The organism is Mycolicibacterium sp. SMGY-1XX (assembly GCF_059132455.1).
The window spans coordinates 267,241-284,028 of record NZ_CP101139.1 but is presented as its reverse complement, the minus strand read 5'-3'; the positions used below and the strand labels follow the sequence as shown (position 1 = coordinate 284,028).

Genomic DNA, 16,788 nt, shown 5'->3' with positions numbered 1-16,788 from the left:
GCCATGACCTACCTCGAATACAGCGACCACCCAGAGCTGTTCGTCGAGCACGCGTTTCCCGAACACCTGGTGGACCTCGGCGAGATCCGGATGAACTACGCCGTCGCCGGCGACCCGGCCCGTCCGGCTCTACTGCTGATTCCGGGGCAGAGCGAATCGTGGTGGGGTTACGAGCAGGTGATGACGCTGCTGGCCGACCGCTATCAGGTGTACGCCGTCGACCTGCGCGGCCAGGGTCGCTCGACGTGGACACCTGGCCGCTACAGCCTGGACCTGTTCGGCGGTGACCTGGTGCGCTTCATCGACCTGGTGGTGCGGGCGGCCCAGCCCCGACGAGATGTTGTGGTGTGCGGGTTGTCCTCCGGTGGCGTGATCGCGGCGTGGCTGTCGGCGTTCGCGGCACCCGGGCAGATCCGGGCCGCCTACTACGAGGATCCGCCGCTGTTCTCGTCACAGACGAATCCTGCTGTCGGACAGTCGATCCGCCAGGGTATCGGGGCTATCTTCCAGGTGTGGCACAAGTGGCTCGGCCCGCAGTGGTCCATCGGGGACTACGCCGGGATGCAGGCGGCGATGGGTCGTGAACTGCCCGAGTGGCTACGCCGGATGCAACTGGTCGGCGGGGCCGCGAACGACGCAGGCGAGCCACCGCAGAACCTGCGCGAGTACGACCCCGAATGGGGTGATGCGTTCGTCTCGGGCCGCGTGGCGCTCACCTGTGACCATGAGGCGATGCTGCGCCAGGTCAAGGTGCCGGTGTTGTTCACCCACCACTTCCACTTCGTGGATCCGGAGACGGGCAATCTCTTGGGCGCGGTCAGCGACCAGCAGGTGGCCTACGCGCGCCGGCTGATCGAGGGCGCGGGCAATCCGTTCACGTTGCGCACGTTCCCGGAGATGCCGCATTCGATGCACGGCAGCGACCCGCAGACCTACGTCGCCACGTTGGACGAGTGGCTGGCCGGGCTCGAGACATAGCTCGACCTGCACTGGATGGCGGGTGAGCTTGTGGCGGTGGCGGAGGGATTTGAACCCTCGGACGGGGGTTACCCGTCACACGCTTTCGAGGCGTGCTCCTTAGGCCGCTCGGACACGCCACCGTGTGGCAGCTTACCGGTCCCTCGCCGCACGCCCTAATCGGTGGATCGGCCTCGAGATTGCACCCAGGGCTGCGGCCAAGGTCCGTGCGCGACCACGGCTGCAATCGCGGCGCCCCGAATCACCGCTGCCGCGCGAAGAACTCCTCCAGCGGCGCTGCGCACTCGGCGGCCAGCACCCCGCCGCGCACCTGGGGCCGGTGGGTCAGCCGCCGGTCACGCACCACGTCCCACAGCGAGCCGACGGCCCCGGTCTTGGGTTCCCACGCGCCGAACACCAGCCGTCCCACCCGTGCCATCACCAGCGCACCGGCGCACATGGTGCAGGGTTCGACGGTCACCGCCAACGTCGCACCCTCGAGCCGCCATCCGTCGCCGTGCACCACCGCGGCCTCGCGCAGGGCCAGGATCTCGGCATGGGCGGTCGGATCGCCCGACGCCTCCCGGGCATTGGCGGCCCGCGCCAGTTCGATGCCCGCGGCGTCGAACACCACCGCTCCGATGGGCACATCGCGCGGCCCGGCCGCAGCGGCGGCATCGAGCGCGGAGCGAATCAGCTGTTCGTCCGAGATCACCGCTCGAGTTTGTCCAGCACGGCCGTCAGCTCGTCGCCGAACCCCATCTCCCGCGCGATCCTGACCAGCTGTTCGTCGGCGTACAACTCGGCGTCGGCGAGGATCACCCCGAGCACACCCTCCGGCAGCCCGAGGTCGGCCAGCACGCCGAGGTCGCCCTCCTCGAAGGGATCGGACTCCTCGAGTTCCTCCTCGTCGACATCGATGTCGAGCTTCTCCAGGACCTCGTAGGCGATGTCGTAGTCCAGGGCGGCGGTGGCGTCGGACAGCAGCAACCGGGTGCGCGACGGCGCCGGCCGCACGATCACGAAGAACTCGTCATCGATGTCCAGCAGACCGAACACCGCTCCACTGCTGCGCAACTCGCGCAGTTCGGTTTCAGCGGCCTTGAGGCTGTTGAGCGCGGCGGATTTCAGCGCCGTGCAGCGCCACTTGCCGTCTTCCCGGACGACCGCGACACCGAAGCCGTCAGGCGTGTCCGGCGCTTGTGTCGCATCCTGCTGCGAGGCGCGCTGCGGTCCCATGGTTGCTAACGCTAATACTCACCCACCCCGTTGACCAGGGCATCACGGTTGACGTCGGGGAATGTGGAACCCTTGGTGGGTGAACGTCGCGAAGGCAGGCACGCCGGTCTGCGTGCTCGGACTCGGATTGATCGGCGGCTCGTTGATGCGAGCGGCCGCGGCAGCCGGCCGAACTGTCTACGGCTACAACCGTTCCGTCGACGGCGCCCAGGCCGCCACGTCCGACGGATTCGACGCCTCCACCGACCTGACCTCGACGTTGCGCCGCGCCGCCGGGGACGAGGCGCTGATCGTGCTGGCCGTTCCGATGCCCGCAGTGCCTCTGATGCTGGCCCACATCGCGGAGGTCGCACCGCACTGCCCACTGACCGATGTGATCAGCGTCAAGGGCGCCGTACGCGCCGAGGTGGCCGCCGCCGGTCTGTTGACCAGCTACGTCGGTGGGCACCCGATGACCGGCACCGCCTTTTCGGGGTGGGCCGCCGGTGACGCCGATCTGTTCACCGGGACTGCCTGGGTGGTGTCGGTGGACGAGCATGTGGACGCCGGTGTGTGGGCGACGGTCATGACGCTGGCCCTGGACTGCGGCGCGTTCGTGGTCCCGGCGCGCGCCGACGAGCACGACACCGCCGCCGCGGCCATCAGCCACCTGCCGCACCTGACAGCCGAAGCCCTGGCCGCCACCGCGGCCGACATCCCGCTCGCGTTTGCGCTGGCGGCCGGTTCGTTCCGGGACAGCACCCGGGTGGCGGCCACCGCACCGGACCTGGTCCGGGCGATGTGTGAGGCCAACGCCGACGAACTACTGACCGTGCTCGACCGCGCGATCGAGCTGCTGTCCAAGGCGCGGACGTCGCTTGCCGAGAAGCAGTCGGTTGCCGCGCTGGTGGAGGCAGGCCACGCCGCACGGATCAGTTACGACAGTTTCACCCGCCCCGACATCATGACCATCACCATCGGTGAGAACGGGTGGCGCACCGCGCTGGCCGCGGCCGGCCGCGCGGGCGGGGTGATCAGATCCGCCCTGCCAACCCGGGGTACTCGAGGATGAAACCGTCGGAGTCGACGGTGACGGTGGTCTCGGCGACCGGTGAGTGCAGCTTGATGCCGTCACCGCCGCTGGTGTAGCTGATGGTGGCGGGCGCCACCTCGAGATCGGGGATCCGCACGTACACCACGGGCAGGGTGACCGAATCGGCATGTTCGTGAAGGCCGGTACGCCGGATGGGCAACGCGTTGAAGAACGGGCTGAACACCACGTCGACGTCGAGTGCACCGTCGAACTCCGAGCGCGACGTCTGCCCGGAATGCTGCTGGATCACCCACATGTTCTCTTCGTCGCGGGCGATCGAGAGCTGTCTTTCCCGCTCGGCGCACGTGACGGTCAACGACAGCCGTTTGGTGGCGCCCCGTTCGTCGGTCACCAGGTCATAGGACGCGCTGAACGCCGGTGTGGCGTCGGTGGCGGCGGACACGATTCGGCCGTAGGCCTTGATTCGCTTGCCCGACAGCTGCACCCGTACCGATTCCATCCGCGGGACATCGTGGGCGCTCCACGTCAGGATCTTCGGCCAGGCACTGTCGTTCTGAGCGGTGGCTGCACTCATTCCTCTACCGTATGCGACGAGCCGCCACGTTCGTAGCCCGGTCCGGCACTTGAATTGACCGGACGGGATTCCAGGGCAACCTCGTCGTCCAGGAGGGGCTGTGGTACTCGCCCGAACCGGCCCGTCCCCGGTACCGACGCCCACACCGCCAGCGCGAGCAAGCCGTCCAGGATGAGCGCCAGCAGGGTCACCATCAGGGCGCCGACCAGCGCCAGGTAGAACTCGCGCACCTTGATCCCGTCGATCAGGTAGCGCCCCAGACCACCGAGGCTCGCGTAGGCCGCGACCGTGGCGGTGGCCACGATCTGCAGCGTCGCGGTCCGCAGCCCACCGAGGATCAGCGGTAACGCGTTGGGTGTCTCGACGCGCAGCAGGATCCGCGACTCCGTCATCCCCATCGAGCGGGCGGCGTCGACGACGTTGCGGTCGACATTGGCGATGCCCGAGTAGGTGCCGGCCAGCAGTGGGGGGATGCCCAACAGCATCAGCGCCACCGTCGGGGGCACCAGACCCAGCCCCCACAGCAGCACACCGAGCAGGAGCACACCGAGGGTGGGCAGGGCGCGCAGCGCGTTGACCCCCGTGACCACCAGGAAGGTGCCACGCCCGGTGTGGCCGATCAGCATGCCCACCGGGACGGCGACGAGCACCGAGAACAGGACGGCGACAAAGGTGTACTGCAGGTGTTCGAGGATGCGGGCGCCCAGGCCGGCCGGGCCGCCCCAGTTGGCGGCGGTGAAGATGAAGCTCAAGGCCTCACTGAGGAAATTCGCGGGTCCCATCAGGCCTCCACCTTTGCTCGGGCCTTCGGTCGGCTGGCGCGCGTCCAGGGGGTGGCGGCTTTACCGAGCACCATGATGAGTGTGTCGATGATGATGGCCAGGACGAAGATCGCGATGATGCCGCCGACGATCTGATCGCTCTTGTTGGACTGATAGCCCTCGGTGAACCAGGTGCCCAGGCCGCCGATACCGATCACCGAACCCACCGACACCATCGAGATGTTGGTGACCGCGACCACGCGCAGGCTGGCCACCAGCACCGGAATGGCCAGCGGCAGTTCGACTTTCACCAACCGGGTGAACGGTTTGTACCCGACGGCGGTGGCGGCGTCGAGCACCGCCGGGTTCACCGCGTCCAGCGCTTCGGGCACCGCCCGCACCAGCAGGGCCACGGTGTAGAGCGTCAGGGCGACGATGACGTTGGCTTCGTCGAGGATGCGGGTCGGGATGATCAGCGGCAGCACCACGAACAGCGCCAGCGACGGGATGGTGAAGATGATGCTGGCCGTGACGGTGGTGAGCCGCCGCAGGAACGTGGTGCGCCGCACCAGCGCTCCCAGCGGCACCGCGATGATCAGCCCCAGGACGATCGGCACCAGCGACAGCCGCAGGTGGATGACCGTCAACGTCCACAGGTCGTCGAGGTGGGTGAACAGGTACTGCACGTGTCAGGCCCGACTCGCGCGTTGCTTCTCCAGCGCGACGAGTACATCGTCGGCCTTCACCCCGCCGGCCACCTGACCGGCGTTGTCGACGGCCACGCCGAGGCCCGACGGCGACGACAGCGCCGCATCCAGGGCCTGCCGCAGGGTGTGATCGGGCCGGAACAGGGAGCCGCCCGCGATGGTGCTGTCATACAGGGAGCTGCCGCCGCGGTGCAGCTTCACCCCTTCGGCGTCGATCCACGCGTACGGTGTGCCGTCGTCCTTGGTGACCAGCACCCAGTCGCCGTCACCGAGTTGCAATGCGTCGATCTCGGCGTCGGTGACGTGCCGGAGCTCGTGCAGCGGAATGCCGGTGGCGCCGAAGAACTGCAGGCCGCGGTAGCCGCGGTCGGCGCCGACGAACCCGGCCACCGCGTCGTTGGCCGGGTTGGACAGCAGCCGGCTGGGCGCGTCGTACTGCTGCAACACCCCGCCGCGGCCGAACACCGCCACCTTGTCGCCGAGTTTGATGGCCTCGTCGATGTCATGGGTGACGAAGACGACGGTCTTCTTCAACTCGCTTTGCAGGCGCAGGATCTCGGTCTGCAGGTCCTCGCGCACCACCGGGTCGACGGCGGAGAACGGCTCGTCCATCAGCAGGATCGGTGGGTCGGCGGCCAGGGCACGAGCAACGCCGACACGCTGCTGCTGGCCGCCGGACAGCTGTGCCGGATACCGGTTGGCCAGCTTGGGATCCAGGCCGACGCGCTCGAGCACACCGTAGGCGGCTTTGCGTGCGGTCCTGCGGGATTCGCCGCGCAACACGGGAACGGTGGCGACGTTGTCGATCACCCGTTGGTGCGGCATCAGTCCGGCGCTCTGGATGACGTAGCCGATCCCGAGGCGCAGCTTGACCGGGTCGACCTTGGTGACGTCTTTTCCGTCGACGGTCAAGGTGCCTGATGTCGGGTCGATCATCCGGTTGATCATCCGCATCGATGTGGTCTTGCCGCAGCCCGACGGACCGACGAACACCGCGAGGGTGCCCTCCGGAACTTCCAGATCGAGCGCGTCGACGGCAACCGTCCCGTCGGGGTACCGCTTGGTCACCTGGTCGAAGGTGATCATCTATGCATCACTTTTCTGCGAAGGGCTTGTCGAAGCCGTTGTCCTGCACCCACTTCTGCGCCGCTTCGTCCGGGTCGACACCTTGATTACCCTCCACTGCGCTGTTGAGTTCGATCAGGCCTTCGGTGGTGAGCTTGGCCGAGACCGCGTTCAGGATGTTCTTCAGTTCATCGGACATCTTCTGCGAGCTGACGACGGGCACCACGTTGGCCGCCGGGAAGTTGTTCTTCGGGTCTTCGAGCACCACGAAGTTGTTCTGCGGGATCGATGGCGAGGTGCTGAAGATATTTGCGGCGGTGACCGTACCGTCGGCCAGCGCCCGCACGGTCGCGGGTCCGCCGCCGTCGCTGATCGCGATGAAGTTGTTGGGGGTGATGTTGAGTCCGTAGTTGCGCGCCAGCCCCGGCACCCCCTCGGTGCGGTTGAGGAACTCCGACGGTGCCCCCAGCTTCACCTCGGCGGAGTGCGCTGCGAGGTCGGCGATGGTCTTGAGGTTCCAGCGCTGAGCGGTCTGTGCGGTGACGGCCAGGGTGTCGACGTCCTCGGCCGGCGACGGGGTGAGCATCGACAGCGCACCGGGCAGTACCCGGTAAAGGGCCAACTCCACGTCATCGGGTGTGGTGGCGGTGGCTTCCGGATCGAAATACTTCAGCAGGTTGCCGGTGTATTCGGGGACCAGGTTGATGGAGAAGTCTTGCAACGCCGGGATGTAGGTCTCACGGCTGCCGATCCCGAACTGGCGGGAGATGGTGAAGTCGTTGGCCTCCAGCGCCTGGGCGTAGATCTCGGCGATGATCTTTGACTCCGGGAAGTCCGCCGAACCGACGGTGAGCGTCTTGAGGTCGCCGGAGATCTCGCCCCCGCCGAGCGGATTGGAACTGCCGCAGGCGGTCAATGCGGCACCAAGGGCGATCACCCACACCGCAAGCAACAGGGTCCGCGTGCGTTCTCGCAGCGTGGTCATCTGGCCGACCCTAGCGTGGTATGCCGGTTCACGACATCTTTTAGCTCCCGCTGAATGGTTTGCATCGGCCATTTTGAGGGCAATGATGAGGCTATGAGCACCGATCCGTCCATGGCACCTCATTCCGGGGAGCCGGACCCCTTCGACCCGGCGGTCGCCCCGCACGGTGCCAAACCCCTGCCGCAGTCGGCCGTGAAACGCACCCGCGCCGCCGCCCTCTGGGGATCACTCATCCTGGGTTTCCTCATCCTGATCGTGCTGCTGATCTTCATCGCGCAGAACACCGAATACGCGGAGTTCGCGTTCCTGGGCTGGCACTGGAGCCTGCCGTTGGGTGTGGCGATCCTGTTCGCCGCGGTGGCGGGCGGTCTTCTGACCGTCGCCGTCGGTGCCGTGCGGATCTTCCAGCTGCGCCGGGCCGCGAAGAAGAACCTCAAGGCGGGGTTGTAGTCGAGTCGACCGATCCGGCTGAGGGACGAAGCCGGTGAGGAGCGAGACAATCGCACCCGGTCGATCTAACGGATCGAGACCAGCTGGTCCACCGAGTCCCTGGGCAAGTCGCCGTCCACGACGGCGGTGACGGTGGCGTTGTTCAACGTGATTGCGCCGTTGTGGTTGTCCAGGAACGCGGTATCAGCGGCGTCGCGGCCGGTCGCGATTCGCACCATGGCCTGACGCGGCGCCAGGCAGGTGGCGTCGACCACCCGCCAGTGTCCGTCGACGAATGCCTCCGCGACGGCGTGGAAATCCATCGGCTGGCAACCCGGCGCGTACACCGCGACCAGCCGGGCCGGCACGTTGACCGCCCGGAGTAACGCCACCGTCAGATGCGCGTAGTCGCGGCACACACCGGCGCCCGCCAGCAGGGTGTCGACGGCGCCGTCGATCGGGTCGCTGGAGCCGGGGACATAGGAGAGCCTGGTGCCCACCCACGACGACACCTTCTCCAGGATGGTCGCCGAGTCGGCGTAGGCACCGAATTCGGTGCCGGCGAAACCGAAGAACTTGTCGGCCTCGGCGTAACGGCTGGGCCGCAGATACGTCGACAGCTCGATGTCGGTGACCGGCGCGGGGTCGGCCTGGCCGAGGATCGTCGCCGTATACGACGCTCTGAGGTTGCCGACACCCGCGTCGAACTTGTGGATCCGGTTGCCGTGCTCACCGATGATCTCTTGCGGACGAATCTCCTTACCGTCCAACGTGAACGACAATTCCTCGGTGACCTGCGCGCCGGGCTGCGGGGCGACGGCGATCTGGAACTCGAGGGTGGTGGGGGCGGTGATGTCCACATCGAGTTCGGCACCGACGTCACGCTTCATCTCGGCACGCTTTCTCTTGGGAAGTCGCAAGGGCACGCCGCTATCTACCCTGACTGCCAACTGATGAAACCATGACTCGCATCACTTCGCTCGGCGTTGGTTGCGGGGCAAGAGGTCCCACACGTGTTCGGTACCGTTCACCGCGGCGACGGTGGCCTGGCCGGTCCGCGAGTACAGCAGCCGCGTCACCGAGGCGTAATCGATCGGAAATGACAGCAGCCTTCGGGTGCCCAGGATCTCGTGCAACAGGACATTGATCACCCCTCCGTGGCTGAACACCGCAACGGTGTCCTCGTGAGCAGCGTCGGCCACGATGTCGGCCAGCGCCGCACCGATCCGTGCGCGGAACGCCTCTTCGTCGACACCGCCGGGCAGATGCCCATCAGCCATCCTGGCCCAGTCCTGCGGCCGCTCCGAACGCAACAACTCCACCGGCACGTAGGCGGCCATGTCCCGGTCGTATTCGGCCAGTCGCTCGTCGATCTCGACGGGCAGGCCGCACGCTTGTGACAGCGGGCCTGCGGTCTGCACGGCGCGACGCTGCGGGCTGCTGACCAACCTCGCCAGTGGGTACCGCCGCAACGCCTCCGGGAGCCGTTGCGCCTGCTCGATGCCCTCGGCGGCCAGGTCCGGGTCCGATCCCTGCCCGTGCTCGGTGCGGTGGGGCAACGCGTGGCGGATCAGAAGCAGTTGCATGGCGGCCACCCTAGGGGCCCCGTCACAGGGGTTGCAGCGCACCCTGGTGCAGAGGGACACCGAACCGCTCGCGCAGCGTCGTCTCCTGGTACTCGTGGCGGAACAGCCCGCGGCGACGCAGGATCGGAACCACCTCGTCGACGAAGGTTTCCAATCCGGACGGAATGGCGTCCGGCATCAGATTGAAACCGTCGGCCGCGCCGCGCCGGAACCACTCCTCGATGGTGTCGGCCACCTGCTCGGGCGTTCCGACCACGGCCCGGTGCCCGCTGCTGCCGGCGAGTTCACGGACCAGTTGAGCGACGGTCAGGTTCCGCTCGCGCGCCAGCCCCACCACCGATTCCCGGAAGCCGAGCGAACCGGAGTAGGTCTGCGGATCGGGCGGGCCGTCGAGCAGCGCTGCCGGAAGTGGCCGGTCCCAATCCAATTCATCCAGCGACACTCCCAAGGTGAGCTCGAGACGGGCCAGCGTCGCCTTGGCGGCGGTGGAGTTGTTGAGGTGGGCGTGGCGGGCGACGGCCTCGGCTTCGGTGGAGCCGATGGTGGTGATCAGGCCGGGCAGGATCTTGACGTCATCGGGGTTGCGGCCGGCCGCGCGGGCGATGTCCTTGACCTGGTTGTAGTGCGTGATGCCCTGCTGCAGAGTCAGTTCGGCGGAGAAGACGGCGTGGGCGGTGCGGCCCGCGAGTCGCCGGCCCGCAGGTGATCCCCCGGCTTGAACCAGCGGCGGATAGCCCTGGGCGGACGGCGGGACCGCGACGGTGTGACTGACGTTCGGGAAGAACTCGCCGTGGTGGCGCACCGGCGCACCCTGTCCGGCGCCGGCCCACAGTGCGGTGACCAGCGCGATGAATTCCTCGGCGCGCCGGTACCGCTCGTCGCGGTCGGGCAGGGTGTGCAGGCCGAAGTTGGGGGCTGCCTGCGGTGCATAGGTGGTGACGACGTTCCACGCCACGCGTCCACCGCTCACGGTGTCCAGGGACAGGATGCGCTCGGCGAGCTCGATCGGATCGTTGAAGGTGGTGGACAGCGTGCCGATCAGGCCCAGCCGCTCGCTGGCCGCGGCCGCCGCGGCCAGGATGACGGTGGGTTCCAGGCCGCGGGTCGGCTTGAAGCGTGGGTTGTCCCAGAACCCGGGTCCGTCGGCGAGGAAGAACGCATCCAGCGTGCCGCGCTCGGCGATGCGTGCGACGTTGGCGAAATGCTCGGCGTCCACGAACGACCGCGGGTGTACGTCGTCGAGTGCCCATGCGCCAGGGGCGATTCCGACATCGAGCACGTTGACGTTGAGGATCACCTGGGATGGTTCGGTCACGGGCTTGTCCTTTCGTCTCTCAGGCCGCCGGGAACGCGCTGCGCAGCGGCGCGCGCAGGACGGAATGGGGTGCCGGCAGGCCAAGACGTCGGCGCAAGGTCGTGCCGGGCGCTGGTTCGGATCCCGGCCGAACGTGCTCTGCGGCAGCCCTGATCGCGGTTTCTGCGGGTCCGGGCCGGGATACCAGTGTCACCTGGTCAGCGTCGAGATACACATCGGCATGAGGCACCAGGGCCGTCTCCGCGAATATCGGCACTTTCGACTGGGGAGGTTCTGGGACGTTGAGCGGTCCCGAAACCTGATGCACCCCAGCATGGTCGACGTGGCTGATACGTGAGGAGTCGGCGAACGTCCCGGTTTGCGCGTCTCCGATGATGGAGTCGGCCGGCCAGCTCTCCCACAACGCACGGGCCACCGTCACCGCGTCGGCCAGCACATCGGCGGTGGACGCCTCGGCCCAGAGGCTGCCGTGCGGGGCGGCCGGATCGTCCGGCAGGACCAGCCAGCCGGCGCGGCCGCCGCTGAGGTGATCCAGCGACGCGACGCGACGGGCCAGGTTGTAGGGGTGGTCGCGAAGCGGAGCAATCGCGACCACCAGTCCGACGGAACGAGTGTGCCGCGCCAGCACGGTCGCCGCGATGGTCGGATCGAAGCGGACCGCGGGCGCGTCGGCGGGAGAGTCCGGCCGCAGGATCACGAAGTCGATCCCCGATGCGTCGAGGAGGCGCCCGAATTCAGCAGGGGTGGTGGCGGCGCCGGGTCCGAGCACGTCGACGATCTGCGCCGCGCTGAGCACCGCACCGATGACAGATGAGGGCATCTGACCAGCGTCCGGCAGCGACCGGCATCGATCAACGCAGTACCGCTTCACATATTCGGTAGCGCAAACCCGGGTGATCAGGGTGTGACGATGTTGAAGGACGGGTCCGGCCGGTCGAGCACCCCCACCAACTGCTGCAGCACCTGCGGGTCACCGTCGATGTCGAGGCCGGGTGAGGTGAAGTCCCCGGCAACCAGGGCCAGGATCCGCACCTTGGCGGCGAGCGTGAGGGTCGCTCCGGCGGTGGACCGGTCCGCGGGTACCTTGCGGTACACCAGTACGCCGTTGCGCAGCGTCAAGCGGTAGTTCACGCCCAGGTCGGTGAACGAGATGTCCACTGCCAGATCAAGTTCCCACGCGTTGGGCCCGTTGATGTTGATGGCCAGGGCGTCGAAGATCTGCTCCGGGCTCAGCTGCGACAGCAAGGTCGGCGAATTCGGTGAGGTCGGGGTACCGAAATTGCCGACTCGCAGCTCGGTGGCGCCGCCCAGGAAGAAGTTGCGCCAGGTCGCGTTCTCGGCACCGTAGGCCAGCTGTTCCAGCGTGTCGGCGTAGAGTTCGCGCGCTGCGGCATGATTCTCGTCGGTGAAGATGACGTGATCCAACAGGGTTGCGGCCCAGCGGAAGTCACCGTCGTCGAAGGCTTGCCGAGCTACTTCCACCACGCGGTCCGGCCCGCCGATCGCCGCCACGTAGCGAGGCCCGATGGCTTCTGGCGGGTGTGCCCACAGCCGGGCCGGGTTGCCGTCGAACCAGCCCATGTACCGCTGGTAAACGGCCTTGACATTATGGCTGACCGAACCGTAGTAGCCGTGGGTGTGCCATGCCTTCTCCAGGGCCGGCGGCATGGCGAAGTTCTCCGCGATCTCGATGCCGGTGTGCCCCTGGTTGAGCAGCCGCAACGTCTGGTCATGCAGGTAGGCGTACAGATCCCGTTGCAGCCCAAGGTATTCGACGATTCTCTCGCGGCCCCAGGTGGGCCAGTGATGGGAGGCGAACACCACGTCGGTGCGGTCACCGAAACTGTCGATGGCCTCGGTGAGATAACCCGACCAACCGTGCGGGTCGCGCACCAGGGCACCGCGCAGCGTCAGCAGATTGTGCAGATTGTGGGTGGCGTTCTCGGCCATGCACAACGCGCGGAACCCCGGGAAGTAAAAGTGCATCTCGGCGGGCGCCTCGGTACCGGGCGCCATCTGGAACTCGATCTCGATACCGTCGATGGTGTGCGTCTCGCCGGTAGTGGTGATGTCCAGCGTCGGCACGATCACCGCCACCTCACCCGTGGACGGGGTTTGGCCCAGGCCGCAACCCACTTGGCCCTGCGGTCCGCGGTCCAGCACGGTGCCGTACATGTAGGAGGCGCGGCGGGCCATCGCGGTACCGGCATACACGTTCTCCTGCACGGCGTGGTCGATGAACCCCTGCGGGGCGATGACGGCGACCTTGCCGGCGTCGACGTCCGCCTGGGTGGTCACGCCGAGAACACCACCGAAATGGTCGACGTGGCTGTGGGTGTAGATCACCGCGATCACCGGGCGGTCGCCGCGATGGGCGCGGTACAGCCCGAGTGCCGCGGCGGCGGTCTCGGTGCAGACCAGGGGGTCGATGACGATGATGCCGGTGTTGCCTTCGATGAAGCTGATGTTCGACAGGTCCAGGCCGCGCACCTGGTAGATGCCTTCGACCACCTCGTACAGGCCTTGTTTGGCCGCTAGCGTGGACTGCCGCCAGAGGCTGGGGTGCACCGACGTCGGAGCCTCACCGGACAGGAACCCGTACACGTCGTTGTCCCAGACGACCCTGCCGTCGGCGGCCTTGACCACACACGGCTGGAGTGCGCCGATGAAGCCGCGGTCGGCGTCGGCGAAGTCTGCGGTGTCGTCGAACGGCAGGGTGCTCAGATGCTGGGCGTGAGCGACCTCGATCGGTGCGGAAGGCGGTTTCTGGTCCATGGCTGATGTCCCCCTCGACGCTGGTGTGCCCTCACAGTAGACCGCGCCCACCTAGCATGTCTGTACATGAACGGAAGCGATCAGTTCTGGAGTGATGTCGACCGGCACGTGGTGCGTTACGGCGCGACGTTCGTCCCGCGAATCATCGAGCGCGGCAACGGAAGCTACGTCTATGACCGCGGCGGGAACGCCATTCTGGATTTCACCTCCGGTCAGATGAGCTCGGTGCTGGGACATTCGCACCCCGACATCGTGGCGGCCGTGTCGGGCGCCGTGTCGAGGTTGGACCACCTCTACAGCGGAATGCTCAGCGCGCCGGTGGTGGACCTGGCGCGCATGTTGTCGGACACCCTTCCCGACCCCTTGACCAAGACCCTGTTGCTGAGCACCGGCGCCGAATCCAACGAAGCGGCCATCAAGATGGCCAAGCTGTACACCGGCCGCTATGAGATCGTCTCCTTCGACCGGTCCTGGCACGGGATGACCTCGGGCGCATCGTCGGCGACGTTCAGCGCCGGTCGCCGCGGTTACGGGCCGCCGATGCCGGGCAACTTCACGCTGCCCACCCCGAATGCGTACCGGTCGCCGTTCCGGCACGCCGACGGTTCATACGACTGGGAGTCCGAACTCGCCTACGGATTCGCCGCGGTGGACGCGCAGTCCTCCGGCAGTCTGGCGGCCTGCCTGGTGGAGCCCATCCTGTCCAGCGGCGGCATCATCCCGCTACCCGACGGGTATCTGCGCCGCCTCAAGGAGCTGTGTGCCGAGCGGGGCATGTTGTTGATCGTCGACGAGGCCCAGACCGGGGTGGGCCGCACCGGACTGATGTATGCCTTCGAGCGTGACGGGATCGTGCCCGACCTGCTGACGTTGTCCAAGACGCTGGGCGCCGGGCTGCCGGTTGCCGTGGTGGTGACCAGCGAAGAGATCGAAAGTGTCTGCCATGAACGGGGTTTCCTGTTCTTCACCACTCATGTGTCCGATCCCCTGGCGGCCTCCGTCGCGTTGACCGTGCTCTCGGTGGTGGAGCGCGAGAAGTTGGTGCACCGAGCCGCCGAACTCGGGGAACAGCTCGGTGCCCGACTGTCGGCGCTGCAAGCGCGATTCGAGCAGGTGGGCGACATCCGCGGGCGGGGTCTGCTCCAGGGGTTGGAGTTGGTGGCCGACAAGAGTTCCAAGGCGCCGGCCGACGCCCTCGGTGCATCGGTGACGTCGGCATGTCTGGAGCGCGGTCTGCACATGAACATCGTGCAGCTGCCCGGGATGGGCGGCATCTTCCGCATCGCCCCGCCGCTGACGGTTTCCGAGTTCGAGTTGCATTCCGGGTTGGACATCCTCGAGTCGGTGCTGGACGACCTGCTCTAGCGGTTCTCAGCGCGAGCGAGCGTGTTTGTACGCGACACGCCGCGGTCTCGGTACAAAACCGCGCGCTCGTTCAATTCGGCTCCGGCCCTGTCACTTTCGGTGCCGGAACTTGTCGGTGGGTGTCGGTATGGTCGGGGCATGTTCCAGCAATTGCCGGCGGTGATCGACGAGTTGCGAGGTGGCAGTGAAGCCGCCCCGCTCGTCGATGCCGCGGTGGGCTGGGGTCGGTTCGTCGCCGCCGGGGAAGCGCAGCGGTTGGCGTTGTTGGCGGAGTGGGCCGCGCGGTGGCTCGCTGATGCCGATGAGGACACCTGCCTGGGTGCCGTCGATGACGAAGACGACGTGGTGGCCCAGATCGGGCTGGCCTTCGGGATCTCTCCGCGCTGGGCCTATCGCGAACTGCAGATCGGCGCCGCGATGCGAGACCGCTTCCCTCAACTCGCCGCCCTGTTTCACCGAGGGGAGATTTCGTTGCGGGTGATGGCCACCGTGGTGGAACGCACCCTACTGGTGGTCGATGACGAGGCTTTGGCGGCCATCGACGCCGCGTGTGTCGAGGCGGCCACGCTGTGCGGGTGGAGTGGGCTGTCGTACTACAAGTTGAAGAACGCCGTCGATGTGTGGGTCGAACGGTTCGACCCGGATGCGGTGCGGCGGGTGCGTAACACGGTGCGCGGGCGTGGGGTCACCGTGGAGCACACCGACGACAAGGCCGGCATCACCACCCTCACGATGCGGTTGACCAAACCGGGTGGGGCGTTGCTGATGGGCAGACTGCGCACCATGGCCAAAGCGGTGTGCCCCAATGATCCCCGCACGCTGGACCAGCGGCTCGCCGATGCCGCCGAAGCTTTGGGCGCTGATGCCGATCACCTGAAATGCCTGTGCGGCTCTGAGATCTGCCCCGCGGCCGCCGACGACGGGGTGGCCTCGCGGTTCGTGGTGCACATCTACGCCGACGCCCCTGCGCTGGAGGGTGACCCCGATCCGCTGATCCACGGCGACGGCGTGTTCCCCACCGGCCCCACCAACGTCACCATCACATACCCCACCAAGGACACCAGGCCTGCGGCCCGCGAGCCCGAGCAGGCTGACGCAGCCGAGCCCAGCGCCGGCGACGATCCCGCGACACCGCACGGGCAACCGGTGCACCCGGACCCGGGCCAGGACCAGGAGCCGCCGTCGTCGGCTCCGCGACACAGCCCGGCTCCTGCCGACCGAGAAGCCGAGCTACCGGCAGCCGAGGAGCCCGGGTCAGAGCCCGCGGCACCAGAAGCGCCAGCGGCTGACGAAACCATCTCCGCCACAGCAGCTCCCAAGACGGGCCCTGCGCCGGGGTTCATCCCCGGCTACGGGGTGGTCCCGAATGCGTTGATCGCGGCCCTGATCGCCGCCGGTGCCGAAGTCCGCCACATCAAGACCCCGGCGGTCGACCCGACCGAGAGCTACCGCGTCCGCGCCGCGGATCGCGAATTCGTGCAAGCCCGTGACCTGACCTGCCGGGTTCCGGGTTGCGACCGCCCCATCCGCGACGCCGACCTCGATCACACCATCCCCTGGGGCGAGGGCGGGCCCACCCATGCCTCCAACCTCAAGGGCCACTGCCGCCATCACCACCTGATCAAAACCTTCCGCGACGGCTGGTCCGAAGTCCAACAACCCGACGGCACCGTCCTCTTCACCACCCCCACCGGCCACACCTACACCAGCATCCCGCTGAGCCGCATCCTGTTCCCCCGGGTGAACACCACTTCGGCGCCGGTGCAGCGGGGCAGCCCGAGAAAAGAAGCGGCCGCCGACAAGTCGGTCAAGATGCCGAAACGAAAACGCACCAAGGCCAAAGACCGCGCCTACCGCATCGCCGCAGAGCGCGCACTCAACGCTGCCCACCGCGCCGGCAACGGCGAGGGTCCCGGCAACGGCGAGGGTCTCTTCGACCGCGCCTACCGGGAGGAGCCTCGCCACCACGACGAACCCCCGCCGTTCTGATCCAGCGT

At 67.5% G+C, this 16,788-nt stretch carries 17 protein-coding genes and 1 tRNA gene; 5 read left to right on the top strand and 13 right to left on the bottom strand.

Translation table 11 applies throughout. From position 1 onward, the window contains the following. The first annotated feature begins 3 nt into the window (after window positions 1-3). Window positions 4-978 carry an alpha/beta fold hydrolase gene (locus NL241_RS01315; protein ID WP_494396562.1) on the top strand — a complete coding sequence of 325 codons (975 nt, stop codon included), beginning with the start codon at window positions 4-6 and terminating at the stop codon, window positions 976-978. 31 nt (window positions 979-1,009) lie between these two features. Here NL241_RS01315 and NL241_RS01310 read toward each other — a convergent pair. From NL241_RS01310 to NL241_RS01300, 3 genes are all read right to left on the bottom strand, one after another. Next, window positions 1,010-1,100: transfer RNA gene (locus tag NL241_RS01310), tRNA-Ser, on the bottom strand. Between the two features lie 119 nt (window positions 1,101-1,219). Then, on the bottom strand, window positions 1,220-1,672 hold the full coding sequence (locus NL241_RS01305) for a nucleoside deaminase (RefSeq protein ID WP_487693740.1): 453 nt from the start codon (window positions 1,670-1,672) through the stop codon (window positions 1,220-1,222). Further along, window positions 1,669-2,196, bottom strand: coding sequence for a tRNA adenosine deaminase-associated protein (locus NL241_RS01300; protein ID WP_487693739.1), 528 nt, complete (start codon window positions 2,194-2,196; stop codon window positions 1,669-1,671). Before NL241_RS01300 ends, NL241_RS01305 begins: the two co-directional genes overlap by 4 nt. Window positions 2,197-2,275: 79 nt before the next feature. Here NL241_RS01300 and NL241_RS01295 point away from each other — a divergent pair, with 79 nt between their 5' ends. After that, window positions 2,276-3,247 (top strand): prephenate dehydrogenase, encoded by a 972-nt coding sequence (locus NL241_RS01295; RefSeq protein WP_487693737.1) that lies wholly within the window; start codon window positions 2,276-2,278, stop codon window positions 3,245-3,247. On the opposite strand, the gene NL241_RS01290 is transcribed toward NL241_RS01295, so the two are convergent. Genes NL241_RS01290 through NL241_RS01270 form a run of 5 tightly spaced genes read right to left on the bottom strand, consistent with a single transcriptional unit; the run spans window position 3,210 to window position 7,321 of the window. Further along, on the bottom strand, window positions 3,210-3,803 hold the full coding sequence (locus tag NL241_RS01290) for a putative glycolipid-binding domain-containing protein (RefSeq protein ID WP_487693736.1): 594 nt from the start codon (window positions 3,801-3,803) through the stop codon (window positions 3,210-3,212). The genes NL241_RS01295 and NL241_RS01290 overlap by 38 nt on opposite strands. Beyond that, window positions 3,800-4,585: an ABC transporter permease gene (locus tag NL241_RS01285; RefSeq protein WP_487693735.1), complete on the bottom strand. Its 786-nt coding sequence runs from the start codon at window positions 4,583-4,585 to the stop codon at window positions 3,800-3,802. Before NL241_RS01285 ends, NL241_RS01290 begins: the two co-directional genes overlap by 4 nt. Continuing rightward, on the bottom strand, window positions 4,585-5,250 hold the full coding sequence (locus NL241_RS01280; protein ID WP_494396561.1) for an ABC transporter permease: 666 nt from the start codon (window positions 5,248-5,250) through the stop codon (window positions 4,585-4,587). The genes NL241_RS01285 and NL241_RS01280 overlap by 1 nt, the downstream gene beginning before the upstream one ends. Before the next feature lie 3 nt (window positions 5,251-5,253). Then, window positions 5,254-6,357 (bottom strand): ABC transporter ATP-binding protein, encoded by a 1,104-nt coding sequence (locus NL241_RS01275; protein WP_494396560.1) that lies wholly within the window; start codon window positions 6,355-6,357, stop codon window positions 5,254-5,256. A gap of 7 nt (window positions 6,358-6,364) precedes the next feature. After that, the gene (locus NL241_RS01270) at window positions 6,365-7,321 is read right to left on the bottom strand and encodes a glycine betaine ABC transporter substrate-binding protein (protein ID WP_487693732.1); all 957 of its coding nucleotides are present in this window, start codon (window positions 7,319-7,321) and stop codon (window positions 6,365-6,367) included. Window positions 7,322-7,414: 93 nt separating this feature from the next. Between NL241_RS01270 and NL241_RS01265 the strand changes: the two genes are divergently transcribed. Further along, window positions 7,415-7,771 carry a LapA family protein gene (locus NL241_RS01265; RefSeq protein WP_487693731.1) on the top strand — a complete coding sequence of 119 codons (357 nt, stop codon included), beginning with the start codon at window positions 7,415-7,417 and terminating at the stop codon, window positions 7,769-7,771. Window positions 7,772-7,836: 65 nt separating this feature from the next. Here the strand turns inward: NL241_RS01265 and NL241_RS01260 are convergent, their stop codons facing one another. From NL241_RS01260 to NL241_RS01240, 5 genes are all read right to left on the bottom strand, one after another. Further along, a complete protein-coding gene (locus NL241_RS01260; RefSeq protein ID WP_487693730.1) occupies window positions 7,837-8,640 on the bottom strand; it encodes a transglutaminase-like domain-containing protein in 804 nt (267 codons plus the stop codon). An 81-nt stretch (window positions 8,641-8,721) separates the two neighbouring features. Next, window positions 8,722-9,336 (bottom strand): histidine phosphatase family protein, encoded by a 615-nt coding sequence (locus NL241_RS01255; RefSeq protein WP_494396559.1) that lies wholly within the window; start codon window positions 9,334-9,336, stop codon window positions 8,722-8,724. A 22-nt stretch (window positions 9,337-9,358) separates the two neighbouring features. Continuing rightward, a complete protein-coding gene (locus tag NL241_RS01250) occupies window positions 9,359-10,615 on the bottom strand; it encodes an LLM class flavin-dependent oxidoreductase (protein WP_494398454.1) in 1,257 nt (418 codons plus the stop codon). A gap of 55 nt (window positions 10,616-10,670) precedes the next feature. Further along, complete coding sequence (locus NL241_RS01245) at window positions 10,671-11,471, bottom strand: LLM class flavin-dependent oxidoreductase (protein ID WP_494396558.1); 801 nt, start codon at window positions 11,469-11,471, stop codon at window positions 10,671-10,673. Between the two features lie 77 nt (window positions 11,472-11,548). After that, window positions 11,549-13,426, bottom strand: coding sequence for an alkyl/aryl-sulfatase (locus NL241_RS01240; RefSeq protein ID WP_494396557.1), 1,878 nt, complete (start codon window positions 13,424-13,426; stop codon window positions 11,549-11,551). A gap of 66 nt (window positions 13,427-13,492) precedes the next feature. Here NL241_RS01240 and NL241_RS01235 point away from each other — a divergent pair, with 66 nt between their 5' ends. Both NL241_RS01235 and NL241_RS01230 read left to right on the top strand, forming a co-directional pair. Further along, a complete protein-coding gene (locus NL241_RS01235; protein WP_494396556.1) occupies window positions 13,493-14,791 on the top strand; it encodes an aspartate aminotransferase family protein in 1,299 nt (432 codons plus the stop codon). Window positions 14,792-14,929: 138 nt separating this feature from the next. Next, on the top strand, window positions 14,930-16,780 hold the full coding sequence (locus tag NL241_RS01230; protein ID WP_494396555.1) for an HNH endonuclease signature motif containing protein: 1,851 nt from the start codon (window positions 14,930-14,932) through the stop codon (window positions 16,778-16,780). Window positions 16,781-16,788: the final 8 nt, after the last annotated feature.